Source organism: Streptomyces sp. NPDC032745, assembly GCF_055579465.1.
The window spans coordinates 41,377-62,028 of record NZ_JBVING010000001.1 but is presented as its reverse complement, the minus strand read 5'-3'; the positions used below and the strand labels follow the sequence as shown (position 1 = coordinate 62,028).

Below are 20,652 nucleotides of genomic sequence, written 5' to 3'. Positions count from 1 at the left end.
GGTCATGCACCAGTGGATCGATTATCGCGATTCTGTGCATTGGACGCATGAAACGGGACGGGTCTACGGTCGTTGCATGCCTCCCGTTCATACCGGGGCGCCCGTCACCACGGGTGCCTCCACCCCGTCGTCCCCTGCCGCACCGGAACCCCGCTCCCCCGGCCGCCCCGGCTACCGCCGCATGAGCCTCGCGCTCTTCGCCGCCGGACTCGCGACGTTCGCCCTCCTCTACTCCACCCAGGCGCTGCTGCCCGCGATCTCCGACGGGTTCGGGGTGACGGCGGGTCAGGCCAGCTGGACCGTGTCCGCGGCCACCGGCGCACTCGCCCTGTTCGTCCTGCCGCTCAGCGCGCTCTCCGAGCGCTTCGGGCGGACCCGGATGATGACGGTCTCCATGCTGGTCGCCGTCGGCGTCGGGCTCCTCGTGCCGTTCGCGCCGAACCTGGAGTGGCTGGTGGCGCTGCGCGCCGTCCAGGGCGCGGCGATCGCCGGCATCCCGGCCTCCGCGATGGCGTACCTGGCGGAGGAGGTCAAGCCGAAGGCGCTGGTGGGTGCGATCGGCCTGTTCGTGGCGGGCAATTCCATCGGCGGCATGAGCGGCCGCCTCGTCACCGGCTGGGCGGCCCAGGTGTGGGGCTGGCGGGGCGGGCTGCTGGCCGTCGGTCTGATGTCCCTGGCCTGCGCGGCGGCCTTCCTGGTGCTGCTCCCCCGGGCCCGGTTCTTCCGCCCCGCCTCGCTGAACCCGCGCGCGGTCGGCCGTACCGTCGCCGGCCATCTGCGCGACCCGCTGCTGATGCGGCTGTACGGGATCGGCGCGCTGTTCATGACCGTCTTCGGCGCCGTGTACACCGTCATCGGCTACCGGCTGGTCGACGAGCCGTTCTCCCTGGGGCAGGGCGTGATCGGCTCGATCTTCCTGATCTACCTGGTCGGTACGGTCTCCTCGGCCGCTGCCGGGCAGCTGGTGGCCCGGACGGGGCGGCGCGGCGCGCTGTACCTGGCGGTGACCACGACCGCGCTGGGCCTGCTGCTGTCCCTGGCGGACTCGCTCGCCGCGATCCTGGTCGGCCTGGTCCTGATCACCGCCGGTTTCTTCGCGGGTCACGCGGTGGCGTCCGCCGCGGTGAGCCGGACCGCGACGTCGGGCCGCGCGCAGGCCTCGGCGCTGTACCAGTCGGCGTACTACCTGGGCTCCAGCGCGGGCGGCACGCTCGGCGCGCTCGCCTACCACTCGGCGGGCTGGGCGGCCACGGTGGGCATCGCGCTGCTGGCCGTGCTCGGCGTCGTGTCGATCACCCTGTACGGCTCGCACGCGGCCCGCGCGGAGCGCCGCCTCACCTCGCTGGCGGCCGCACGCTGATACGGCCGCGCGCGGATCGCCCGTACGGCATCGGTACGAGCGGAATTACGGAGCCCGGAGGCGCAAGCCGCCCCGGGCTCCGGCGCGTTGTACCTCCCCGCCGGGAAGGGATGAGGGTGGCGGGAGGGAGTCCGACGTGAAATCCATGCGGATGCGTACGGGGCGACGTGCGGCGGCGGTGGTCTGCGGGGCGGTGGCGCTCGCGGCCCCGCTGGTGGTCGGCGGGGGCGGGTCGGCGCAGGCCGCCGGCTCGTGCAACGTGACCACGGGGCCGTACCAGCGGCAGGTGGAGCAGTTCCTGGGGCGGCCGGTCGACGGGTGGCAGTCCGCGGCCGACTGCCAGGCGGTCAAGGCGTTCCAGGCGAAGCACGGCATCACCCCGACCGCGGGGTACGCCGGGCCGCTGACCTGGCAGACGATGAGCACCATGCTGGCGCAGCGGGCGGCGGGCACGACGCCGAACAAGGAGGGGAAGTGCCCGGTGAACCTGGGCCGGATCGCGTGCGTCGACCTGACCCGCCAGCTCAGCTGGGTCCAGGACGGCGCCACGCTGAAGTACGGCCCGGTGCCGGTCCGCACCGGGAAGGACGGCACCGAGACCCGGACCGGGCTGAAGCAGATCTACTACCGCAACATCGACCACTGGTCGACGATCTACGACGTGGCGATGCCGTACGCGCAGTTCTTCGACGGCGGGATCGCCTTCCACTCCGTCGAGAAGAGCATGTGGAACCCGCCGGGGTCCGGCGGCTGCGTGAACATGCGGGCCGCGGACGCGAAGGCGTACTGGAACCTGCTGGTCAAGGGCGACGACGTATACGTGTACGGCCGCAAGCCCGGTACCTGAGCGGCCGAGGCCGCTCAGCCAGGGCTTTCCGGCTGCCGTTGTCAGACCCCTCCGGTAGTTTTCGAGGTATCGGATCTACTGGGGGACGACAGCCATGAGTGACCTCGCGACCGGCACCGGAACCGCCGCCGACTCCGACCTGGATGCGGCGATGGACCGCTACCGGGTCGAGCTCACCGGCTACTGCTACCGCATGCTCGGCTCCTCCTTCGACGCCGAGGACGCGGTGCAGGACACGTACGTCCGCGCTTGGCGCAGTTTCGGGAAGTTCGAGGGCCGCTCCTCGCTGCGCTCGTGGCTGTACCGGATCGCCACCAACGTCTGTCTGGACCTGCTGAGCGCGGGGAACAAGCGGGCCCGCCCGATGGACCTCAGCGCCCCGCAGCACCAGGCGTCCGCGGTGCTGAGCCAGTCGCCCGAGACGACGTGGCTGGAGCCGGTCCCGGACGGGCGGGTGCTGCCGCAGACCGCCGATCCGGCGGAGATGGCGCTGGCGAAGGAATCCGTACGCCTCGCGTTCGTGGCGGCGCTGCAGCACCTGCCGGCGAAGCAGCGGGCGGTGCTCATCCTGCGCGAGGTGCTGGCGTGGAAGGCGGACGAGGTCGCGGCGCTGCTGGAGACCACGGTGGCCTCGGTCAACAGCGCCCTGCAGCGGGCCCGGGCCACGATGTCCGCCACCCGCATGCGCGAGAGCGAGGCGGCGGACCCGCTGGACGCGGAGCAGGTGAAGCTGCTGGAGCAGTACCTCTCGGCCTTCGAGGCCTACGACATCTCGCGGCTGACCACCCTGCTGCACGAGGACGCGGTGCTGTCGATGCCGCCGTTCGACCTGTGGCTGCAGGGGCATGCGGACATCGCGGCGTGGCATCTGAACCAGGGCATCGGGTGCAAGGGCTCCCGGCTGGTCCCGACCACGGCGAACGGCCTGCCGGCCTTCGGCCAGTACCGGCCCCGGGAGGACGGGAAGCCGGGGCACGTGCCGTGGGCGCTGCAGGTCCTGGAGATCTCAGACGGCAAGATCGTCGGGCTCAACGCCTTCCTGGACACCGACCGCTGGTTCCCCCTCTTCGGCCTCCCCGAGCAGCTCGAGGAGTCCGACGAGGTCCAGCAGGGCGCGTAGCCGGCTCCCGGCGCCGGTCACCCGGAACGGCCGGCCCCCGGCGGCGAGCCGCAGCCGGGCCAGCGCTTCGACGGTGCCCAGGTCCGCAGCGGTGACGGCGGTGGCGTCGCACACCACCGCGGTGGCCCCGCCCTCGTACAGCCGGACGAGGCGGGCGCACAGCCCGTCCACGTCGTGCGCGGTCGGTCGGGGCCCGGGCAGTACGAGTCGCATGATCTCCACGCAGGGGTGACTGCCGGGCCCGCCCGAACTCATCGGTACGCGAAAGGACGTCGGCGCGGCCCCGGACGGGAGGCCGCGCCGACGCGTCGGGGGGGTGGGGATCAGGCGATGCGGTCCAGGACGATCGGCGTGGCGGAGAACGCCGTGCCGGCCGGGGCGATGTCGTACGTGCCCTCCAGGGAGGCCAGGGCGTAGTCGAACTTCTCCGGGGTGTCCGTGTGGAGCGTCATCAGCGGCTGGCCGGCCACCACGGTGTCGCCGGGCTTGGCGTGCAGCTCGATGCCGGCGCCCGCCTGCACCGGGTCCTCCTTGCGCGCACGGCCGGCGCCCAGGCGCCAGGCGCCGACGCCGACGCCGTACGCGTCCAGGCGGGTCAGCACGCCCGACTCGGGGGCGGTGACGACGTGCTGCTCGCGGGCCACCGGGAGGGCCGCGTCCGGGTCGCCGCCCTGGGCCGCGATCATCCGGCGCCAGACGTCCATCGCCGAGCCGTCGGCCAGCGCCTTGGCCGGGTCGGCGTCCTTGATGCCCGCCGCGTCCAGCATCTCGCGGGCCAGCGCCAGGGTCAGCTCGACCACGTCGGAGGGGCCGCCGCCGGCCAGGACCTCGACCGACTCGCGGATCTCCAGCGCGTTGCCGGCCGTCAGGCCGAGCGGGGTGGACATGTCGGTGAGCAGGGCGATCGTCTTGACGCCGCTGTCCGTACCGAGGGCCACCATCGTCGAGGCGAGCTCGCGCGCGTCCTCGATGTTCTTCATGAACGCGCCGGTGCCGACCTTCACGTCGAGGACGAGCGAGCCGGTGCCCTCGGCGATCTTCTTCGACATGATCGAGGAGGCGATCAGCGGGATGGCCTCGACGGTGCCCGTCACGTCGCGCAGCGCGTACAGCTTCTTGTCGGCGGGGGCCAGGCCGTCGCCCGCCGCGCAGATGACCGCGCCGGTGGTGTCGAGGACGTGCATCATCTCCTCGTTGGAGAGCAGCGCGCGCCAGCCGGGGATCGACTCCAGCTTGTCCAGGGTGCCGCCGGTGTGGCCGAGGCCGCGGCCCGACAGCTGCGGCACGGCCGCGCCGCACGCGGCGACGAGCGGGGCCAGCGGGAGGGTGATCTTGTCGCCGACGCCGCCCGTGGAGTGCTTGTCGGCGGTGGGGCGGGACAGGGAGTCGAAGTTCATCCGCTCGCCCGAGGCGATCATCGCGGCGGTCCAGCGCTTGATCTCGGACCGGTTCATGCCGTTCAGCAGGATGGCCATCGCGAGCGCCGACATCTGCTCGTCGGCGACGACACCGCGCGTGTACGCGTCGATGACCCAGTCGATCTGCTCGGGGCTCAGCTCGCCGCGGTCCCGCTTGGTGCGGATGACGGAGATGACGTCCATGTGGTGCTTCCTTCTACGCGCATAGAGATGAGGGGAAAGAAAGACGGAAGGGCGACGGCCCTTCACCCAGGGGGCGAAGGGCCGTCGGCACGGCTATCTCAGGTGGTCCGGCCCGAAGGCCTGGGGCAGCATCTCGGCCAGCGGAACGATCCCCTTCGGGGTCTCCACCAGCAGTTCCGGCCCACCGAACTCGAAGAGCAGCTGGCGGCAGCGCCCGCACGGGACGAGGCTCTCGCCCTTGCCGTCCACACACGTGAAGTGCGTCAGGCGGCCGCCGCCCGTGGCCTGGAGAGCGGAGACCAGCCCGCACTCGGCGCACAGGCCGAGCCCGTAGCTGGCGTTCTCCACGTTGCAGCCGACCACGGTGCGGCCGTCGTCCACGAGGGCGGCGACACCGACCGGGAAGCCGGAGTACGGGGCGTACGCCCTGGACATGGCCTCCCGGGCGGCGGCCCGCAGGGCTTCCCAGTCCACGTCGGTCACTTGCCCTGGCCCTTGCGGTAGGGCATGCCGTCCGCCTTCGGCATCCGCAGCCGCTGCGCGGAGAGCGCGAGCACCAGGAGCGTGGTGACGTACGGGGCCGCGTCCACGAACTGGCTCGGCACCGCGTCGGTCAGCGCGTACCAGAGGAACAGGCCGGCGGCGCACGCGGCCGCGATGGCGGCCTGGACGTGCTTCTTCTTGTAAAGCTGCCAGGCGACGGCCACCACGAGCAGGATCGCGAGGAGCAGCAGCATCGCGTGGACGTTCTCGGCGCCGCCGCGCAGCTTCAGGCTGTAGGTGAAGCCGAACAGGCCCGAGCCGAGGGCCATGCCGCCCGGCATCCAGTTACCGAAGATCATCGCGGCGAGACCGATGTAGCCGCGGCCGCCGGTCTGGCCCTCCTGGTAGATGCCGGTGGAGACGATCGCGAGGAACGCGCCGCCCAGGCCGGCCATCGCACCGGAGACGACCACGGCGATGTACTTGTACTTGTAGACGTTGACGCCCAGGGACTCGGCGGCGATCGGGTTCTCACCGCAGGAGCGCAGCCGCAGGCCGAAGGAGGTGCGCCACAGCACCCACCAGGTGGCGGGGATCAGCAGGATCGCCACGACGGTCAGCAGCGACAGGTTGGTGACGAGACCGCCGAGGATGCCGGCGAGGTCCGAGATCAGGAACCAGTGCTTGCCCTGGAGCGTGGCCAACCCGTCAGACAGTCCTGGGATGGTGATCTCGGTGATCGGGTCGATGCGCGGGGACTGCTTGGAGGAGCCGCCCGGGGCCTTGTCGAAGGTGAAGTTCGACAGGTACTGGGTGAAGCCGATGGCCAGGATGTTGACCGCCACACCGGAGACGATGTGGTTGACGTTGAACGTGACCGTGATGATCGCGTGCAGCAGGCCGCCGATGGCGCCGCCGGCGATGCCCATCGCGACGCCGGTCCACGGGCCCCACTGGTAGCCGGCCCAGGCGCCGAACCAGGTGCCGAGGATCATCATGCCTTCGAGGCCGATGTTGACGACGCCCGCGCGCTCGGCCCACAGGCCGCCGAGGCCGGCCATGGCGATCGGCACTGCGAGCTGGAGGGCACCGGAGACCTGGCCGACGGAGGTCAGGTCATTGGCGCCGGAGATGACCCGGACCAGCGAGATCAGGGCGAGACCGCCCGCGATGATCAGCAGGATCCAGGGCAGGGTGAGCTTGCGGCGGCCGCCGTTCTTCTTGGGCGCGGCGCTCGTCGCGGAAACGGTGCTGGTGCTCACGCCGCAACCTCCTTGTCGGTCTTGATGGCGTGGCCGGCGGCCAGCTCCTCGCCGACCTTCTGCTGCTGGCGGCGGATGCCGTAGCGGCGGACGAGCTCGTAGCTGACGACGACCGCGATCACGATCAGGCCCTGCATGATCGTGCCGATCTCCTTGGCGTAGCCGTTCTGGTCGAGACCGGCGGACGCCTTGTCGATGAAGGCGATCAGGAGGGCGGAGAAGAAGATGCCGAGCGGGTTGTTGCGGCCCAGCAGCGCGATGGTGATGCCGGTGAAGCCGACGCCCAGCGGGAAGGACAGGTTGTACGTGTGGGACTCGCCGAGCAGCAGCGGCATGCCGGTGAGGCCGGCGACCGCGCCCGAGATGAGCATCGACGTCATGATCATCTTCTTGGCGTCGACGCCGGAGGCCTGGGCGGCGGACTCGCTGGCGCCGGTGGCGCGCAGGTCGAAGCCGAACCGGGTCCGGTTGAGGACGAACCAGTAGACGATGCCGAGGGCGAAGGCCACGAAGGTGAATCCGTAGACCTCCAGGCCGTCACCCATGGTCAAGGACGGGAACCAGCCCGACTCGGCGATCTCGCCGGTGGTCAGGTCGTTGGAGCCGGCCGGCTGCACGCCCAGGTTCTTGGGCAGGATCAGCCAGGCGATCACGGCGGTCGCGATGGCGTTGAGCATGATCGTGGAGACGACCTCGCTCACACCGCGCTTGGCCTTGAGGATGCCCGCGATGCCGGCCCAGAAGGCGCCGGTGAGCATGGCCACGGCCACGATCAGCAGGATGTGCAGCGGACCCGGCAGCGTGACCGCGGTACCGACGACGGCCGAGATCATCGCGGCGAGGCGGTACTGGCCGTCCACACCGATGTTGAAGAGGTTCATCCGGAAGCCGATGGCCACGGCCAGGGCTGCCAGGTAGTAGATGCCGGCCTGGTTGATGATCAGGACCTGGACGTCTTCGTAACTGGCCTGCTCGACCATGATGCGCAGCGGCTCGATCGGGTCCACGCCCGAGGCGGCCAGCACGATCATGGTCAGCAGGAAGGCGCTGACCAGCGCGAGCACCGGGCCGGCGGCAGCGAGGAGCAGCCGGTCCTTGTCGAATTTCTTCATCGTGCCTCGTCCTCCGTCGTGTCACCGTCGGCATCGGCGGAGTGGTTGTCGGATACGTCCAGGTGGCCGCGCGCGGCACCCGTCATGGCGGTGCCGAGTTCCTCCGGCGTGATGGTCGCCGGGTCGGCGTCCGCGACCAGGCGGCCGCGGTAGATGACGCGCAGGGTGTCGGACAGGCCGATCAGCTCGTCCAGGTCGGCGGAGATCAGGAGCACGGCCAGGCCCTCGCGGCGGGCCTCGCGGATCGCGTCCCAGATCTGCGCCTGCGCGCCGACGTCCACGCCACGGGTGGGGTGGGCGGCGATGAGGAACTTCGGGTTGTGGCTCATCTCGCGGCCGACGATCAGCTTCTGCTGGTTGCCGCCGGAGAGGGAGGCCGCGGTCACGTCGATGCCGGGCGTGCGCACGTCGTACTCGCGCACGATCCGCTCGGTGTCCTTGCGGGCGGCCTTCGGGTCGAGGATGCCCTTCTTGGAGTTGGGCGCCTCGGTGACGTGGCCGAGGATGCGGTTCTCCCAGAGCGAGGACTCCAGCAGCAGGCCGTGGCGGTGGCGGTCCTCGGGGATGTACCCGATGCCGCCCTCGCGGCGCTTGCGCACCGGCGACTTCGTGATGTCGCGGCCGTCAAGGGTGATCACGCCCGAGTCGGCGGAGTTCATGCCCATCAGGGCTTCGATGAGCTCCGTCTGGCCGTTGCCCTCGACACCCGCGATGCCGAGGATCTCGCCCTTGTGGATGGTGAAGTTGATGTCGTCGAGCAGGAGCCGGCCGGTTTCGACGTGCTCGTGGAGGTAGGAGTCCTCCGGGTCCGTCGGGGCCATGGTCTCCGGCTCGACGACGGCGGCGTCGGACGCGGCGAGGGTCAGGCTCTCGACGACCAGCATCGGGACGTCCGTGACCGTCGACTCGCGGGTCTCCGGCGAGGGCAGCTCGCTGCCGACCATGAGCTCGGCGAGCTGCTTGGTCGTCGCGGACTTCGGGTCGGCGGTGCCGACGGTGGTGCCGCGGCGGATGACGGTGATGTCGTCGGCGACCTTGAGGACCTCGCCCAGCTTGTGCGAGATGAAGATGACGGTCAGGCCCTCGGCCTTGAGCTCCCGCAGGTTGTCGAAGAGTGCGTCGACCTCCTGCGGCACGAGCACGGCGGTGGGCTCGTCGAGGATGAGGGTGCGGGCGCCGCGGTAGAGGACCTTGAGGATCTCCACGCGCTGCCGGTCGGCGACGCCGAGGTCCTCGACCAGGGCGTCGGGTCGCACGCCGAGGCCGTACGCGTCCGAGATCTCCAGGATCTTCTTGCGGGCCTTGCCGCCGATGCCGTACAGCTTCTCGCCGCCGAGAACGACGTTCTCCAGGACGGTGAGGTTGTCGGCGAGCATGAAGTGCTGGTGCACCATGCCGATGCCGCGGGCGATGGCCTCGCCCGGGTTGTTGAAGGAGACCTGCTCCCCGTCGATGGCGATGGTGCCCTCGTCCGGCTTCTGCATGCCGTAGAGGATCTTCATCAGGGTCGACTTGCCGGCACCGTTCTCACCGATCAGGGCGTGGACCGTGCCCTTGCGGACGGTGATGGCGATGTCCTTGTTGGCGACGACGCCGGGGAAACGCTTGGTGATGCCGTGCAGTTCTACGGCAGGGGGGCTGGACGCGTTGATGACGCACTCTCCTTGGCGCGGAAGGAGCTGGAAAGCCTGGAGGCAGGGGGGACAGGGCGGGGAGAGAAGGTATCGCGTCCACGATGCCTCTACGCGCGTAGCACTGTCGAAAGTGAAAACTTGCGGCCAACTGGCCACAAGGATCACGGAATGCGGTTCGGGGCCCGGGAGCGGTGGAGACCGCTTCCCGGGCCCCGGGACCATCTACTTCACGTCTGGGACGGCCTTACGGGGCGGTCTTGACGTTGATCTTCTTGGCGATGATGTCGGCCTTCGCCTTCTCGACGGCGGCGGTCACCTCGGCCATCTTCTTGTACTCCGGGTTGGAGTCGGCCAGGCCCACGCCGTTCTTGTCGAGGCCGTAGCGGACCTCGCCGTTCTCCGGCTTGCCGTCCGCAACGGACTTGATCACGTTGTAGACCGCGCCGGACACGTCCTTGGTGACCGAGGTCAGGATGTGGTCCTTGTACTTGGCCAGACCGGCCTGGTTGTACTGGTCCGAGTCGACACCGATGGCCCACTTGCCGGCGGTGGAGGTGGCCTCGATCGCACCGGAGCCGGCGAGACCGGCGGCGGAGTAGATCACGTCGGCGCCGTTGTCGAGCTGGCCCTTGGCGGCGGCCTTGCCCAGGTCAGGCTTGGCGAAACCGGAGAAGTCCGGCGGCTGGGTCAGGTAGGTCGACAGCACCTTGGCGTTGGGGTTGGTGTCCTTGACGCCCTGGGTGAAGCCCGCCTCGAACTTCTTGATCAGCGGAACCTCGACACCGCCGATGAAGCCGACCGTGCCGGTCTTGGAGGCCTTGGCGGCGGCGACGCCGGCCAGGTAGGAGCCCTGCTCCTCGTTGAAGACCAGGTTCGCGATGTTCTTGTCGGTCACCGAGGTGTCGTCGATGATCGCGAACGTGGTGTTCGGGAACTTCGGGGCGACCTTCTTGATGGCCGGGGCGTACGAGAAGCCGACGCCGATGACCGGGTTGTTGCCCTTGCGCGCCAGCTCGGTGAGGCGCTGGACCTTGTCGGCCTCGCTCTCGCCTTCGGTGGGCTCCGCCTCGGCGCCCTTGATCTTCAGTTCCTTCTCAGCCTTGTCCAGACCCGCGAACGCGGCGTCGTTGAACGACTGGTCACCGCGGCCGCCGATGTCGTAGGCGATGGCGGCGGACTTGGCACCACCCGACTCCGAGGGGGAGGCGGCGGTGTCGGACGACTTCTTTCCGCCACAGGCGGTGGCCGAGAGGGCCAGCGCCGCGGACGCGATGCCCACGGTGGCGATCCTGGTGATCCGGCGCAAGGGGAGGCTCCTTCAAAACCTGACCGAAGCGCCACGACCGGCGCTGGTTTCGCGGCGATCGTAACGCGCGTAGATGTCAGTTAAAGGGCCGTTCATGAGTCGTTATCGGATCGTCGCGAATCGGACAGTGACCGATCGGTGACTGCCCGGACCTCCAGCCCTTGTGTAACAAGGGCTGGACAGGTGTGACGGCAGGCGCTCAGATGTTGTAGGAATTTTTACCCGATCGACCTCGAACGCCGGCCGTCGAGCAGTGCGGCGGCCGTGAAGAACTCCACGCCGACGCCGATCGCGGACTCGTCCACGTCGAAGTCGCCCCGGTGCAGGTCCCTCTTGGCGCTCGCGCCGGGGGTGTGCACGCCGAGCCGGGCCATGGCTCCGGGCACGTGCTCGAGGTACCAGGAGAAGTCCTCGCCGCCGAGGCTCTGCTCGGTGTCCTCGACGGACTCCTTGCCGAGCCGGGCCGCCATCGACTCGCGCAGCAGCTCGGTGACCACCGGGTCGTTGACGACCGGCGGCACCCCGCGCACGTAGGTGATCTCCGACTTGGCGCGGTGCATCGTCGCGATCTCGTCGATCGCGGCGTGGATCTGGTCGGGCGCCTCGTGCCAGGCGTTGATGTCCAGGCAGCGGATGGTCCCGGACAGCTCGGCGTGCATCGGGATCACGTTGCAGGCGTGCCCGGCCTCGATCCGGCCCCAGGTGATCGACATGCCCGAGCGGGCGTCCATCCGGCGGGACAGTACGGCAGGCAGGTCGACGGCGACCCGGGCGGCGGCCGTGACCAGGTCGGTGGTCAGGTGCGGGCGGGCGGTGTGCCCGCCCGGGCCGGCCAGCGTGAGCTCCAGCCGGTCGCAGGCGGAGGTGATGGCGCCGGTCCGCAGTCCGATCTTCCCCGCGTCGACCCGCGGGTCGCAGTGCACCGCGACGATCCGGCCCACACCGTCCAGGACACCGGACTCGATGGCGTCGGTGGCTCCGCCGGGCAGCACCTCCTCGGCGGGCTGGAACAGCAGCCGCACGGGGCGGGGCAGCAGGCCCTGCCGGTCGAGGTCTGCGAGGACCAGGCCCGCGCCGAGGACGACCGCGGTGTGCACGTCGTGGCCGCAGGCGTGGGCGCGGTCGGGGAAGGTCGAGCGGTACGCGACGTGGGTCTTGGTGTCCGGAATGGGCAGGGCGTCGATGTCCGCGCGGAGGGCCAGCATCGGCCGGCCCCCGTCCCAGGTGCCCACGTCACAGATCAGGCCGGTTCCGGACTTCAGCACGCGGGGGCTCAGGCCGGCTTTCTCCAGCCGGGCCTTGATCGCCGCCGTGGTGCGGAACTCCTGGTGTCCTAGCTCGGGGTGCATGTGCAAGTCCCGGCGGAAGGCGATCAGTTCGGCACGCAGGTGGTCCGGAAGCTTGCCGGGCAGCTCGGGCCGGTCGGGCGTGCCGGGCAGGGCGGTCTGGGACTCGCGGGACATCAACTGGTTCACCCGTTGAAGGGTAGGCCCACGAATGGCTCAACTGGCCGGAGATCACCAAAAGTTCATGCCGTTAGGGGAAAAAAACCAGACCTCTGGACGCATGACCGGATGCACCCGGGGGTAAACTCGCGCGCTCATCCGGCTGCAGAGGCCGTCTGGGCAGGGAGTCTGTGCACATCACGGGCGGTCTCGGTGACCCCGGCGAGGAAGCTGCGGGCCCGCGGCGAGGCGGAGCCGGTGAGCCAGGCCGGGTCGACATCGCATACGGCGACGGTCACACCGGTACCGGTCAGCGCGTACGGGAGGGTGTGGACGACGGTGGACGGAAAGCTGACGATCGTACGGCCGACGGGTCCGCGCCGGGCGATCAGCTCCAGCGGCAGGTCCGGGCGGACGATCTCGAGCCCGGTCGCCTCGCTGAGCGCGCGCAGCTTCTCCGCGGACTCGCGGCGGTGGGCGAAGTAGCGGGTGGCCCCGTGCTCCAGGGTCAGGGCGCGTACGGCGTCCAGGTAGCGGGCCGGGTCGACCACGCCGGTCTCCACGAGGGAGGTGCCGACGAGGTCGGTGCCCTTGGTCAGGCGCGGCGGGCCGAACCGGGAGCGGGTCCAGGCGAACTCGTTGACCCGCAGCGTCATCGCGCCGTGGACGGTGACCGGCATCGAGCTGAACACCTCGACGCGGCGCCCCTTGCCCGCGGCCGGGGTGAAGCGGCGCCGGGCGGTGGCCGAGACCGGCGCGTACGCGAGCTCGCGGACGCGGCCAGGCAGGCCTCCGCCGCCGACCCGGTGCCAGCGCACGAGGCGCTCGCCGCGTCCGGTCTGGGCGACGAACTCCATGGTGGCGGTCCCGTCGTCGACCACGACGAGTTCCTCGGCCCGTACGAGGGTGAGCAGGAGCTGGACGTACCGGGAGAAGGGGTCGCCGACGACGACCCGGCGGGCCGCGCGCACGTCCCGGGCGAGCGCGGCGAGCGCCTTGAAGGGCGCGAGCCGGCCGCCGCGGGCCTCCTGCCAGGCGACCTCGTACCCCTCGTCCCGCGCGAGGCCCGCCATCCGGCGCAGCTGGCCGCGGGACATGGGGTCGGTGGGGGGCAGTACGACGATCCGCAGCCAGGACGCTGCGCTCGCCGAACGGGACCCGACGCCGAGGCCGACCGCAGGCCGTTCGGTTTCCGAGGCCGGGCTCGGGGCGGTGAACCGGCGCGGCCGGCCGAGGGCGGGGCGGGGAGAGCCGTCCTCTTCAGGTCCGCGGGAGGCGATCGGGCCCGGCTGGCGGGGGACGCCGTCGAGCAGCGGGGCACCGCCCGGTGTGGACTCGGCTTCGGCGTACGCCCACTCCAGCACGTTCAGGAGCTGGACCGGACTCTCGACGAAAGCCAGGGTGGAGGCTGAGGGGGTCACCACGTACTCCTCGTCAGGGGCGGGGGCGGAGCGTCGTACCGGACGGACACCGGGCGGGACGGCGGAGAGCCGAAGGGCCGGAAGGCCGCTGCTCAGACCGAGGCGAGTTCGCCCTGGACCCGGCGGAGCTTCTTCATCGGGCCGAGCTCGGAGTCGTAGACGCGCTTGACGCCGTCGCCGAGGGCGGTCTCGATGGTGCGGATGTCGCGGACCAGGCGGGCGAGGCCGCCCGGCTCCACGGAGGCGGCCTGGTCGGAGCCCCACATGGCGCGGTCGAGGGTGATGTGCCGCTCGACGAAGGTGGCGCCGAGGGCGACGGCCGCGAGGGTGGTCTGCAGGCCCGTCTCGTGGCCGGAGTAGCCGATCGGGACGTTGGGGTACTCCTCCTGCAGGGTGTTGATCACCCGCAGGTTGAGCTCCTCCGCCTTGGCCGGGTACGTCGAAGTGGCGTGGCAGAGCAGGATGTTGTCGCTGCCGAGCACCTCCACCGCGTGCCGGATCTGCTTCGGGGTGGACATGCCGGTGGAGAGGACGACGGTACGGCCGGTGGCACGCAGGGCGCGCAGCAGCTCGTCGTCGGTGAGGGAGGCGGAGGCCACCTTGTGGGCGGGGACGTCGAACTTCTCCAGGAAGGCGACGGCCTCGGTGTCCCACGGGGAGGCGAACCATTCGATGCCGCGCTTGGCGCAGTGCTCGTCGATGGAGCGGTACTCGGCCTCGCCGAACTCCACGCGGTGGCGGTAGTCGATGTACGTCATGCGGCCCCAGGGGGTGTCGCGCTCGATGTCCCACTGGTCGCGCGGGGTGCAGATCTCCGGGGTGCGCTTCTGGAACTTCACGGCGTCGCAGCCCGCTTCGGCGGCGGCGTCGATGAGGGCGAACGCGTTGCCGAGGTCGCCGTTGTGGTTGATGCCGATCTCGCCGACGACGTAGACGGGGCGGCCGGGGCCGGCGGTGCGCGAGCCGAAGGTGCGCAGGCGGGAGTTGGGGGTGGCGACGGTCATGGCAGCTCAGGTCCTTCGTTCGGTGCGTGGGGGTGCAGAGGGGGTGTGAACAGGGGGGCGAGGAGGCGGGCGCGGGCCAGGTCGTGCGGGTCGTCGATCTCCAGGACCCGTGCCGGGTCGGTGGCGACGGGGAGGGTGCGCCCGAAGAAGCGGTGCCGGACCGTGCGGAAGCCGGCGGCGTCCATGGCGTAGGCGGCGCCGGTCTCCAGCAGGTCCTGGGGCCGGTCCTGGCGACGGGGGCGTACGGCCTTGTCGTGGTTGACGCCGCTGCCGGCGCCGTCGGCCGCCTCCCGCCAGAGGAAGCCGTGGAAGGGGGCGACGGTCAGGGCCGAGTCGGCCGCGCCGGAGGCGACGGCGGCGGCGACCGACTCGACGTCGGAGGAGGTCAGGAAGGGGCTGGTGCACTGGACGAGGAGGACGACGTCCACGGTGAGGGAGTGCAGTTCCTCGAAGGCGTCGAGCGCGTGCAGCACGGCGGCTTCGCTGCTCGCGGTGTCCCCGGAGATCGCCGCGGGCCGGCGGATCGCGTCGGCCCCTGCGGTACGGGCGGCTTCGGCGATGGGCCCGGCGTCGGTGGAGACCACGACGTCGGTGACGGTGGCGGCGCCCCGGCAGGCCTGGACGGCCCGGACGACGAGCGGGACTCCGGCCACCTCGGCGAGGTTCTTCCCCGGGACGCCCTTGGAGCCGCCCCGGGCCGGGATCACGGCCAGCACGCGGGGGCGCCTCGCGGGGTTCGCGGCGGAGTCCGCTGCGGGGTTCGCCTCGGTACGCGTTGCGGGGCTCACAGCTCCCCCATCCGGCGGATCACCGGGGCCACCCGCTGGACCCCGTGCCGGTACGCCCCGCGGGCCGCATCGCGCAGGTGCGAGCGCAGCCAGCGGCGCAGCCGGGACTCCCCGCCGCCCTCCCGGACGGCGCCGGGCAGCGGGGTCCCGTCGGGGGCGAGGTGGTGCCGGGCCAGGATCCCGGGCAGGTAACCGGGCGCGGTGACCTGCGTGTAGTAGGGGGCGACGGCCGGGAGCACCCCGCGGCCCAGCAGCCCGTCGAGCCGGGCGCGGGCCGCGGCGAAGGAGTCCCCGGCCGATTCCCTTGCGGAGGCCGCGGCGCCGGTGACGCCCTGGTCGGCCAGCCAGTCGGGGTCGCCCTGCGGCAGCAGGCCGGCGTCCAGCTGGTCCCAGGACGCCAGGCAGCCCGAGCCGAGGAAGTGGTGGTTGCCGAGCACCTCGCGGATGCCGAGGTCGGTGAGGACGGCCGTCGGGATCCCGCGGTGCAAGGACTCCAGGGCGGCCGTGGAGGACACCGTGACCAGCAGGTCCGTGCCGTCCAGGACCTCGCCCATGTTCCCGTACACCAGCCGGCAGTTGGCGGGCAGTCCGCCGGGGATCCGCTCGGCGAGCCGCTGGTAGGGCTGCTCCTCCAGGTGCGTGGTGTGTTCCCCGGGCCGGCTGCGCAGCTTGATCAGCACCTCGCGCTCCGGGTGCAGCCGGGCGTGCCGGGCCGCCCGCTCCAGCAGGTACGCGCGGTCGGCGCGGCTCTCGGGGACGGACGGCTGGACGGCGAAGACCACGGTGTGGGCGCGACTGCCGGCCCTTTCATACGCCGCTCCGTCGAGGAACGGCAGTGCCGTCTCCGTGACGGCGCCGGCGTCCGCTCCGACGCCCTCGTACACCGCGCGGAAGCGTCCCGCGTCGTAACGGGAGTTGGCGAGGACGATGTCGGCCCCGTGCCGCAGCAGCAGCCCGTCGGCGAGCTTCTCGTATACGACGCCCACGTACCCGGTGACGAGGACGGGGCGGGCGGCGGGCTCGGGCCACAGGGCGCGGACCCCGTGCAGGACCGCCTGGACGGCTCCGCCGACGAGGGCGAGGACGACGACGTCGTACCGCTCGCGCTCGAGCTCCGCGAGGAACTGCGCGCAGGTCACCTCGGAGAGCCGGTCGGCGCGGACGCCCACCTCGCCCAGCTGGCGCGCGGTCGGGGTGGCCCGGCCGCGGAGCAGGTATCCGGTGAGGTGCGGCTCCGACGCGAGGCGGCGGGCGGTGAGTGCGCCCCATTTCCATCGCGTATCGGAATCGGCGAGTACGGCGACGCGAAGGGCAGTACGAGTATGAGTGGCGGCACGATTACTGGCTGGCACCCGGCAGAAGCTATTCCGCAATTTCGGTGATCGGCCCAACGAACGCACAACAGCGGGTTAACAACCCGTCTACGTCATGCGAAACCGCACGGGTTAACGCGCCCGCCCTGCGTCGTTCACATGGAATCCGCATACGGGCCATGGTGAATGCCGGACGACGCCTTAATGTCTCGCGGGTGCTCAAGCTCTCTGTTGTCGTGCCGTTCTACAACGTGCAGACATACGCACCCGACGCCCTCAAAAGCCTCGAACTCAACGCCCGGGACGATTTCGAGTTCCTGCTCGTCGACGACTGTTCGACGGACGGGACACCCGAACTCCTGGAGCGGGCGGCGCGCGAGCTGCCCGGGGCGGTGCTCCTCAGACACGAACGGAACGGCGGCCTGGCCACCGCCCGGAACACCGGCCTGGACGCGGCCCGCGGCGAGTACGTGACGTTCCTGGACGGCGACGACTGGCTGGCGCCCGGCCACCTGGCCCGCACGCTGGCCGTCATAGAGGCTCTGAGCTGCGATTTCGTCCGCAACGACCATGTCCAGGTGACCGGCCGCACCCGCTCGGTGCAGCGCGTCCCGTACGGTCCGCAGCTGGTCGTCGGCGATCCGCGGGGCGGGATCCTGCCCGCCTCCCGGGCCACCTCGGTCGACTACCCGTACGCCTGGGCCGGCATGTACCACCGCCGGCTGCTGGACCGCGGGCTGCTGCACTTCACCGACGGGCTGCGGACGGCGGAGGACCGGCCGTGGATCTGGCGGCTGCACCGGGGGGCCGGGTCGTTCGCGGCGGTCGGACTGCCCGGGATCTTCTACCGGCGGGGCGTCTCGACCTCGCTGACGCAGATCAAGGACGAGCGCCAGCTCGATTTCATCAAGGCATTCGACCAGGTTCTGGCGGATACGGCCGGGGATCCGGATAGCGATCTTCTTCTTCCGAAAGCCGTCCGAACATATTGTGCAATTATCGCGCACCATATCGGGTCCGTCGAAAGGTTCGAGCCATCCGTGGCCAGGAAACTCCGTTCGATGAGCACGGACGCTCTCGGACGCATGCCGCAGGACGTACTCGACCAGGCCCTGAACGCGATGGACGCCGACCGCTCCGCCCTGCTGCGCCGGCTGCGCCGCCGCCCCGCACGAACGGGAGCTGCTGCCTGATGGCCGCTCAGAGCACCCCGTGCACCCAGATCTTCCTCGCCTCCACGCTCTACGGGATGGCCACGCTCGCCGCCGGCATCGACGCGGGCAGCTTCCCGCCGGCCGGCCGCCGCATCCTGCTCACCAGCAACCACGCCCTCACCGCCGAGGTCTCCCCCGGCCTCGCCGACATGCCGGGCTTCGCCGCGCTGCGCACCCGCTTCGACGAGGTGCTCGACTGGAACGCCGCCATCGCCCCGCAGCACCCGAGCGCCTGGGCCCCGCGCCCCGAGGACGTCCCCCTGTGGGAACGCCAGCTCCGGGCGGTCTGGGGGCTGGGCGAGGACCGCGTCGAGATCATCGTGGAGTCGATCCAGGTCCCGCCCGCCCGGACCCTGTGCACGCTGTTCCCCGGCGCCGCCGTCGACGTCTACGCCGACGGGCTGATGAGCTACGGACCCACCCGCTTCCGCCTCGACCCGCAGCTCGGCATGCGCGTGCGCCGCGTCCTGCACCTGGACCTGGTGCCGGGTCTGGAACCGCTGCTGCTCACCGAGTTCGACGTACGGCCCGAGCTGGTCCCGACGCCGGAGTTCCTCAAGGTGCTCGGCGAACTCCCCTCGTACGGGCCCGAGTTGGACGGGGTCGGCGAGGCGCCGGCGCTGCTGCTGGGCCAGTACCTCTCCGCCCTCGAACTCCTCTCCCCGCAGGAGGAGGAGGACCTCCACGTGGAGATGGTCCGGGGCGCGCACGCCCTCGGCCACCGGGAGCTCGTCTTCAAGCCCCACCCCAGCGCCCCCGCCGCATACTCCCGCCGCGCCGAGGCCGAGGCCGAGCGGCTCGGCGCCCGCCTCACCGTCATGGCCACCCCGGTCCTGGCCGAGACCGTCTACCAGCGGCTGCGCCCCGCCCTGGTCGTCGGCTGCTTCTCCACCGGCCTGCTGACCGCCGCCACCCTGTACGGGCTGCCGGTCGCGCGCACCGGGACCGAGGCCATACTGGCCCGCCTCGCCCCGTACCAGAACAGCAACCGGATCCCGCTGACGGTGGTGGACGCGCTGCTGCCCTCCCTCGCGGACGCCGGGGCCGTCGCCGGCTGGAGCGCACCCGGCCCCGACGAGGTCCGGGACGGGCTGGCCGGGCTGCTCACCTCGGTCGGGTTCACCATGCAGCCGCAGATCCTGGCCCCGCGCCGCACGGACGCCGAACGCTATCTCGCCGCCCATCTGGACGACCGCACCTGGCGCTACTTCAAACGCCGCCGGCTGACCACCCTCGGGCTGCCCGGCGGCATCCCGGCCCAGCTGTCCTTCCTGCCGCACAGCCCGGCCGTCCGCCGCGTGGTCCGCCGGCTCCGGCGGCTGCGCGCGGCCCGCCCGCGGTGACGGAGACCGCCGACGCGGCTGCGGTACCGGCCCCTCGGGTCCGGGAGCGGGCGGCGGGGTCGGGGGCGGCCGGGGCGGGGGCGGCCGGGCGGTTACGGGCCCTCGACGGGCTGCGGCTGCTCACCGCCCTGATGGTCGCCGGGTACCACTACGGCGGCCGCGGCGGGGAGATCACCGCCGCCTGGGGTGCATCGCCGCGGCAGCTGTTCCCCGCCGCCGCGCCCTGGCTGGCGTACGGCTGCCTCGGGGTGCAGATCTTCTTCGTGATCAGCGGCTTCGTGATCTGCCTGAGCGCCGAGGGGCGTTCGGTGCGCGCCTTCGCCGCCTCCCGCGCGGCCCGGCTCTACCCCGCGTACTGGGTGGCGCTGGTCCTGGTCGCGGTGGCGGCCCGGGGCGCGGCGCCGTCGGACTTCCTGGTCAACCTGACGATGCTCCAGCAGCCGCTGGGGGCCGAGCGGGTCCTCGGGGTGTGCTGGACGCTCTGGGCGGAGCTGCGGTTCTACGTGCTCTTCGCGCTCTGCGTCGTCCTGCCGGGCGGGGGCCGCCGCCGGATCCTGCTGTTCTGCGCCGGCTGGACGGTGGCGGCGGCCCTCGCGGACGCGGCCGACCCCGCCGGGAAGGGCTTCCTGACCCAAGCCCTGATGCCGGAGTACGCGCCGTTCTTCACCGGCGGCATCGGCCTGTACCTGGTGCACCGGGACCCGCGGGACCGGCTCGCCTGGGCGGTGGCCGTGGCCGGCTGGCTGCTCGGACAGCACTATGCGGTGGCCGGGCTGTGGCACGCGCCGGACCCGCGGTTCTTCTCGTACCGCAGCGCGGTGGTGATCATCGCGGTGGTCACGGCCGGGTTCGCGGCGGTGGCCCTGGTGGCGCTCGGCCGGGCCTGCGGGCGGGCCGGCGGTGGGGCCGGGTGGCGGTGGCTGCCCCTGGCCGGGGCCCTGACGTACCCCTTCTACCTGGTCCACGAGCACCTCGGCTGGGTGCTCATCGCAGCCCTGCACCGGCGGGCGGGCCTGCCGCCCGGGATGGTGTTCGCGCTGACGGTGGCGGCCATGCTGGCGCTGGCCTGGGCCGTCCACCGCGGGGTGGAACGCCCGCTGGGCCCGCGGCTGCGCCGAGCCCTCGGCTGACGGGCGGCCGGACAGCCCTTAGGGCTGTCCCGTAATCCCCGGTGGATCAGCGCGCGGCGTCAGATGCGGTGCACCGCAAGGCGGAGGAGCGTCCTCATACCGGGCGTATCCGGGCGTTCCGACAACGCGGCGAGGTGCCGTAGCTGTCGTCGTGCGCCCGCCGGGGATTACGGGACAGCCCTTAGCTCACGGCGAGCTTGGCGGCGAAGCCGAGGAACAGCACGCCCGCCGCGGAGGTGGCCCCGGCCGAGAGCCGCTTGCGGCGCCGG

The 20,652-nt window shown here is 71.6% G+C and carries 17 protein-coding genes and 1 pseudogene; 6 read left to right on the top strand and 12 right to left on the bottom strand.

Features of this window, described 5'->3' with window-relative positions; translation table 11 throughout:
* Positions 1-76 precede the first annotated feature (76 nt).
* The 3 genes from ACZ5WG_RS00300 to ACZ5WG_RS00290 all read left to right on the top strand — a co-directional run bounded on the left by ACZ5WG_RS00300 (position 77) and on the right by ACZ5WG_RS00290 (position 3,327).
* Entirely contained in the window at positions 77-1,360 is a 1,284-nt protein-coding gene (locus ACZ5WG_RS00300; RefSeq protein ID WP_468719549.1) for an MFS transporter, read from the top strand.
* Positions 1,361-1,505: 145 nt separating this feature from the next.
* Positions 1,506-2,207 carry a L,D-transpeptidase family protein gene (locus ACZ5WG_RS00295; protein WP_468720461.1) on the top strand — a complete coding sequence of 234 codons (702 nt, stop codon included), beginning with the start codon at positions 1,506-1,508 and terminating at the stop codon, positions 2,205-2,207.
* A 94-nt stretch (positions 2,208-2,301) separates the two neighbouring features.
* Positions 2,302-3,327 carry a sigma-70 family RNA polymerase sigma factor gene (locus ACZ5WG_RS00290; protein ID WP_468719547.1) on the top strand — a complete coding sequence of 342 codons (1,026 nt, stop codon included), beginning with the start codon at positions 2,302-2,304 and terminating at the stop codon, positions 3,325-3,327.
* On the opposite strand, the gene ACZ5WG_RS00285 is transcribed toward ACZ5WG_RS00290, so the two are convergent.
* The 12 genes and pseudogenes from ACZ5WG_RS00285 to ACZ5WG_RS00230 form a co-directional block, all read right to left on the bottom strand.
* Positions 3,214-3,540, bottom strand: coding sequence for an STAS domain-containing protein (locus tag ACZ5WG_RS00285; protein WP_468720459.1), 327 nt, complete (start codon positions 3,538-3,540; stop codon positions 3,214-3,216). The two genes, ACZ5WG_RS00290 and ACZ5WG_RS00285, sit on opposite strands and share 114 nt — an antisense overlap.
* 110 nt (positions 3,541-3,650) lie before the next feature.
* Positions 3,651-4,928, bottom strand: a complete 1,278-nt coding sequence (locus tag ACZ5WG_RS00280; RefSeq protein WP_468719545.1) for a thymidine phosphorylase — start codon at positions 4,926-4,928, stop codon at positions 3,651-3,653.
* A gap of 93 nt (positions 4,929-5,021) precedes the next feature.
* Positions 5,022-5,411 carry a cytidine deaminase gene (locus tag ACZ5WG_RS00275; protein ID WP_468719544.1) on the bottom strand — a complete coding sequence of 130 codons (390 nt, stop codon included), beginning with the start codon at positions 5,409-5,411 and terminating at the stop codon, positions 5,022-5,024.
* Complete coding sequence (locus ACZ5WG_RS00270) at positions 5,408-6,673, bottom strand: ABC transporter permease (RefSeq protein ID WP_468719542.1); 1,266 nt, start codon at positions 6,671-6,673, stop codon at positions 5,408-5,410. The genes ACZ5WG_RS00275 and ACZ5WG_RS00270 overlap by 4 nt, the downstream gene beginning before the upstream one ends.
* On the bottom strand, positions 6,670-7,785 hold the full coding sequence (locus tag ACZ5WG_RS00265; protein ID WP_468719541.1) for an ABC transporter permease: 1,116 nt from the start codon (positions 7,783-7,785) through the stop codon (positions 6,670-6,672). The genes ACZ5WG_RS00270 and ACZ5WG_RS00265 overlap by 4 nt, the downstream gene beginning before the upstream one ends.
* Entirely contained in the window at positions 7,782-9,437 is a 1,656-nt protein-coding gene (locus ACZ5WG_RS00260) for an ABC transporter ATP-binding protein (RefSeq protein ID WP_468720458.1), read from the bottom strand. The genes ACZ5WG_RS00265 and ACZ5WG_RS00260 overlap by 4 nt, the downstream gene beginning before the upstream one ends.
* Positions 9,438-9,663: 226 nt before the next feature.
* On the bottom strand, positions 9,664-10,725 hold the full coding sequence (locus ACZ5WG_RS00255) for a BMP family lipoprotein (RefSeq protein ID WP_468719539.1): 1,062 nt from the start codon (positions 10,723-10,725) through the stop codon (positions 9,664-9,666).
* Between the two features lie 218 nt (positions 10,726-10,943).
* Complete coding sequence (locus tag ACZ5WG_RS00250; RefSeq protein ID WP_468720456.1) at positions 10,944-12,188, bottom strand: amidohydrolase; 1,245 nt, start codon at positions 12,186-12,188, stop codon at positions 10,944-10,946.
* 137 nt (positions 12,189-12,325) lie between these two features.
* The gene (locus ACZ5WG_RS00245; protein WP_468719538.1) at positions 12,326-13,591 is read right to left on the bottom strand and encodes a hypothetical protein; all 1,266 of its coding nucleotides are present in this window, start codon (positions 13,589-13,591) and stop codon (positions 12,326-12,328) included.
* A gap of 92 nt (positions 13,592-13,683) precedes the next feature.
* Positions 13,684-14,595: an N-acetylneuraminate synthase family protein gene (locus ACZ5WG_RS00240; protein ID WP_468719537.1), complete on the bottom strand. Its 912-nt coding sequence runs from the start codon at positions 14,593-14,595 to the stop codon at positions 13,684-13,686.
* A gap of 47 nt (positions 14,596-14,642) precedes the next feature.
* Positions 14,643-15,311, bottom strand: a pseudogene (locus ACZ5WG_RS00235) (acylneuraminate cytidylyltransferase family protein); the annotation flags it as partial.
* 68 nt (positions 15,312-15,379) lie between these two features.
* Complete coding sequence (locus ACZ5WG_RS00230) at positions 15,380-16,735, bottom strand: DUF6716 putative glycosyltransferase (protein ID WP_468719535.1); 1,356 nt, start codon at positions 16,733-16,735, stop codon at positions 15,380-15,382.
* Positions 16,736-16,911: 176 nt separating this feature from the next.
* Between ACZ5WG_RS00230 and ACZ5WG_RS00225 the strand changes: the two genes are divergently transcribed.
* From ACZ5WG_RS00225 to ACZ5WG_RS00215, 3 genes are read left to right on the top strand one after another with little or no spacing between them, the layout of a single operon-like run.
* On the top strand, positions 16,912-17,889 hold the full coding sequence (locus ACZ5WG_RS00225) for a glycosyltransferase family 2 protein (RefSeq protein ID WP_468719534.1): 978 nt from the start codon (positions 16,912-16,914) through the stop codon (positions 17,887-17,889).
* The gene (locus ACZ5WG_RS00220; protein WP_468719532.1) at positions 17,889-19,253 is read left to right on the top strand and encodes a polysialyltransferase family glycosyltransferase; all 1,365 of its coding nucleotides are present in this window, start codon (positions 17,889-17,891) and stop codon (positions 19,251-19,253) included. The genes ACZ5WG_RS00225 and ACZ5WG_RS00220 overlap by 1 nt, the downstream gene beginning before the upstream one ends.
* Positions 19,250-20,383: an acyltransferase family protein gene (locus ACZ5WG_RS00215; RefSeq protein WP_468719531.1), complete on the top strand. Its 1,134-nt coding sequence runs from the start codon at positions 19,250-19,252 to the stop codon at positions 20,381-20,383. The genes ACZ5WG_RS00220 and ACZ5WG_RS00215 overlap by 4 nt, the downstream gene beginning before the upstream one ends.
* Positions 20,384-20,652: the final 269 nt, after the last annotated feature.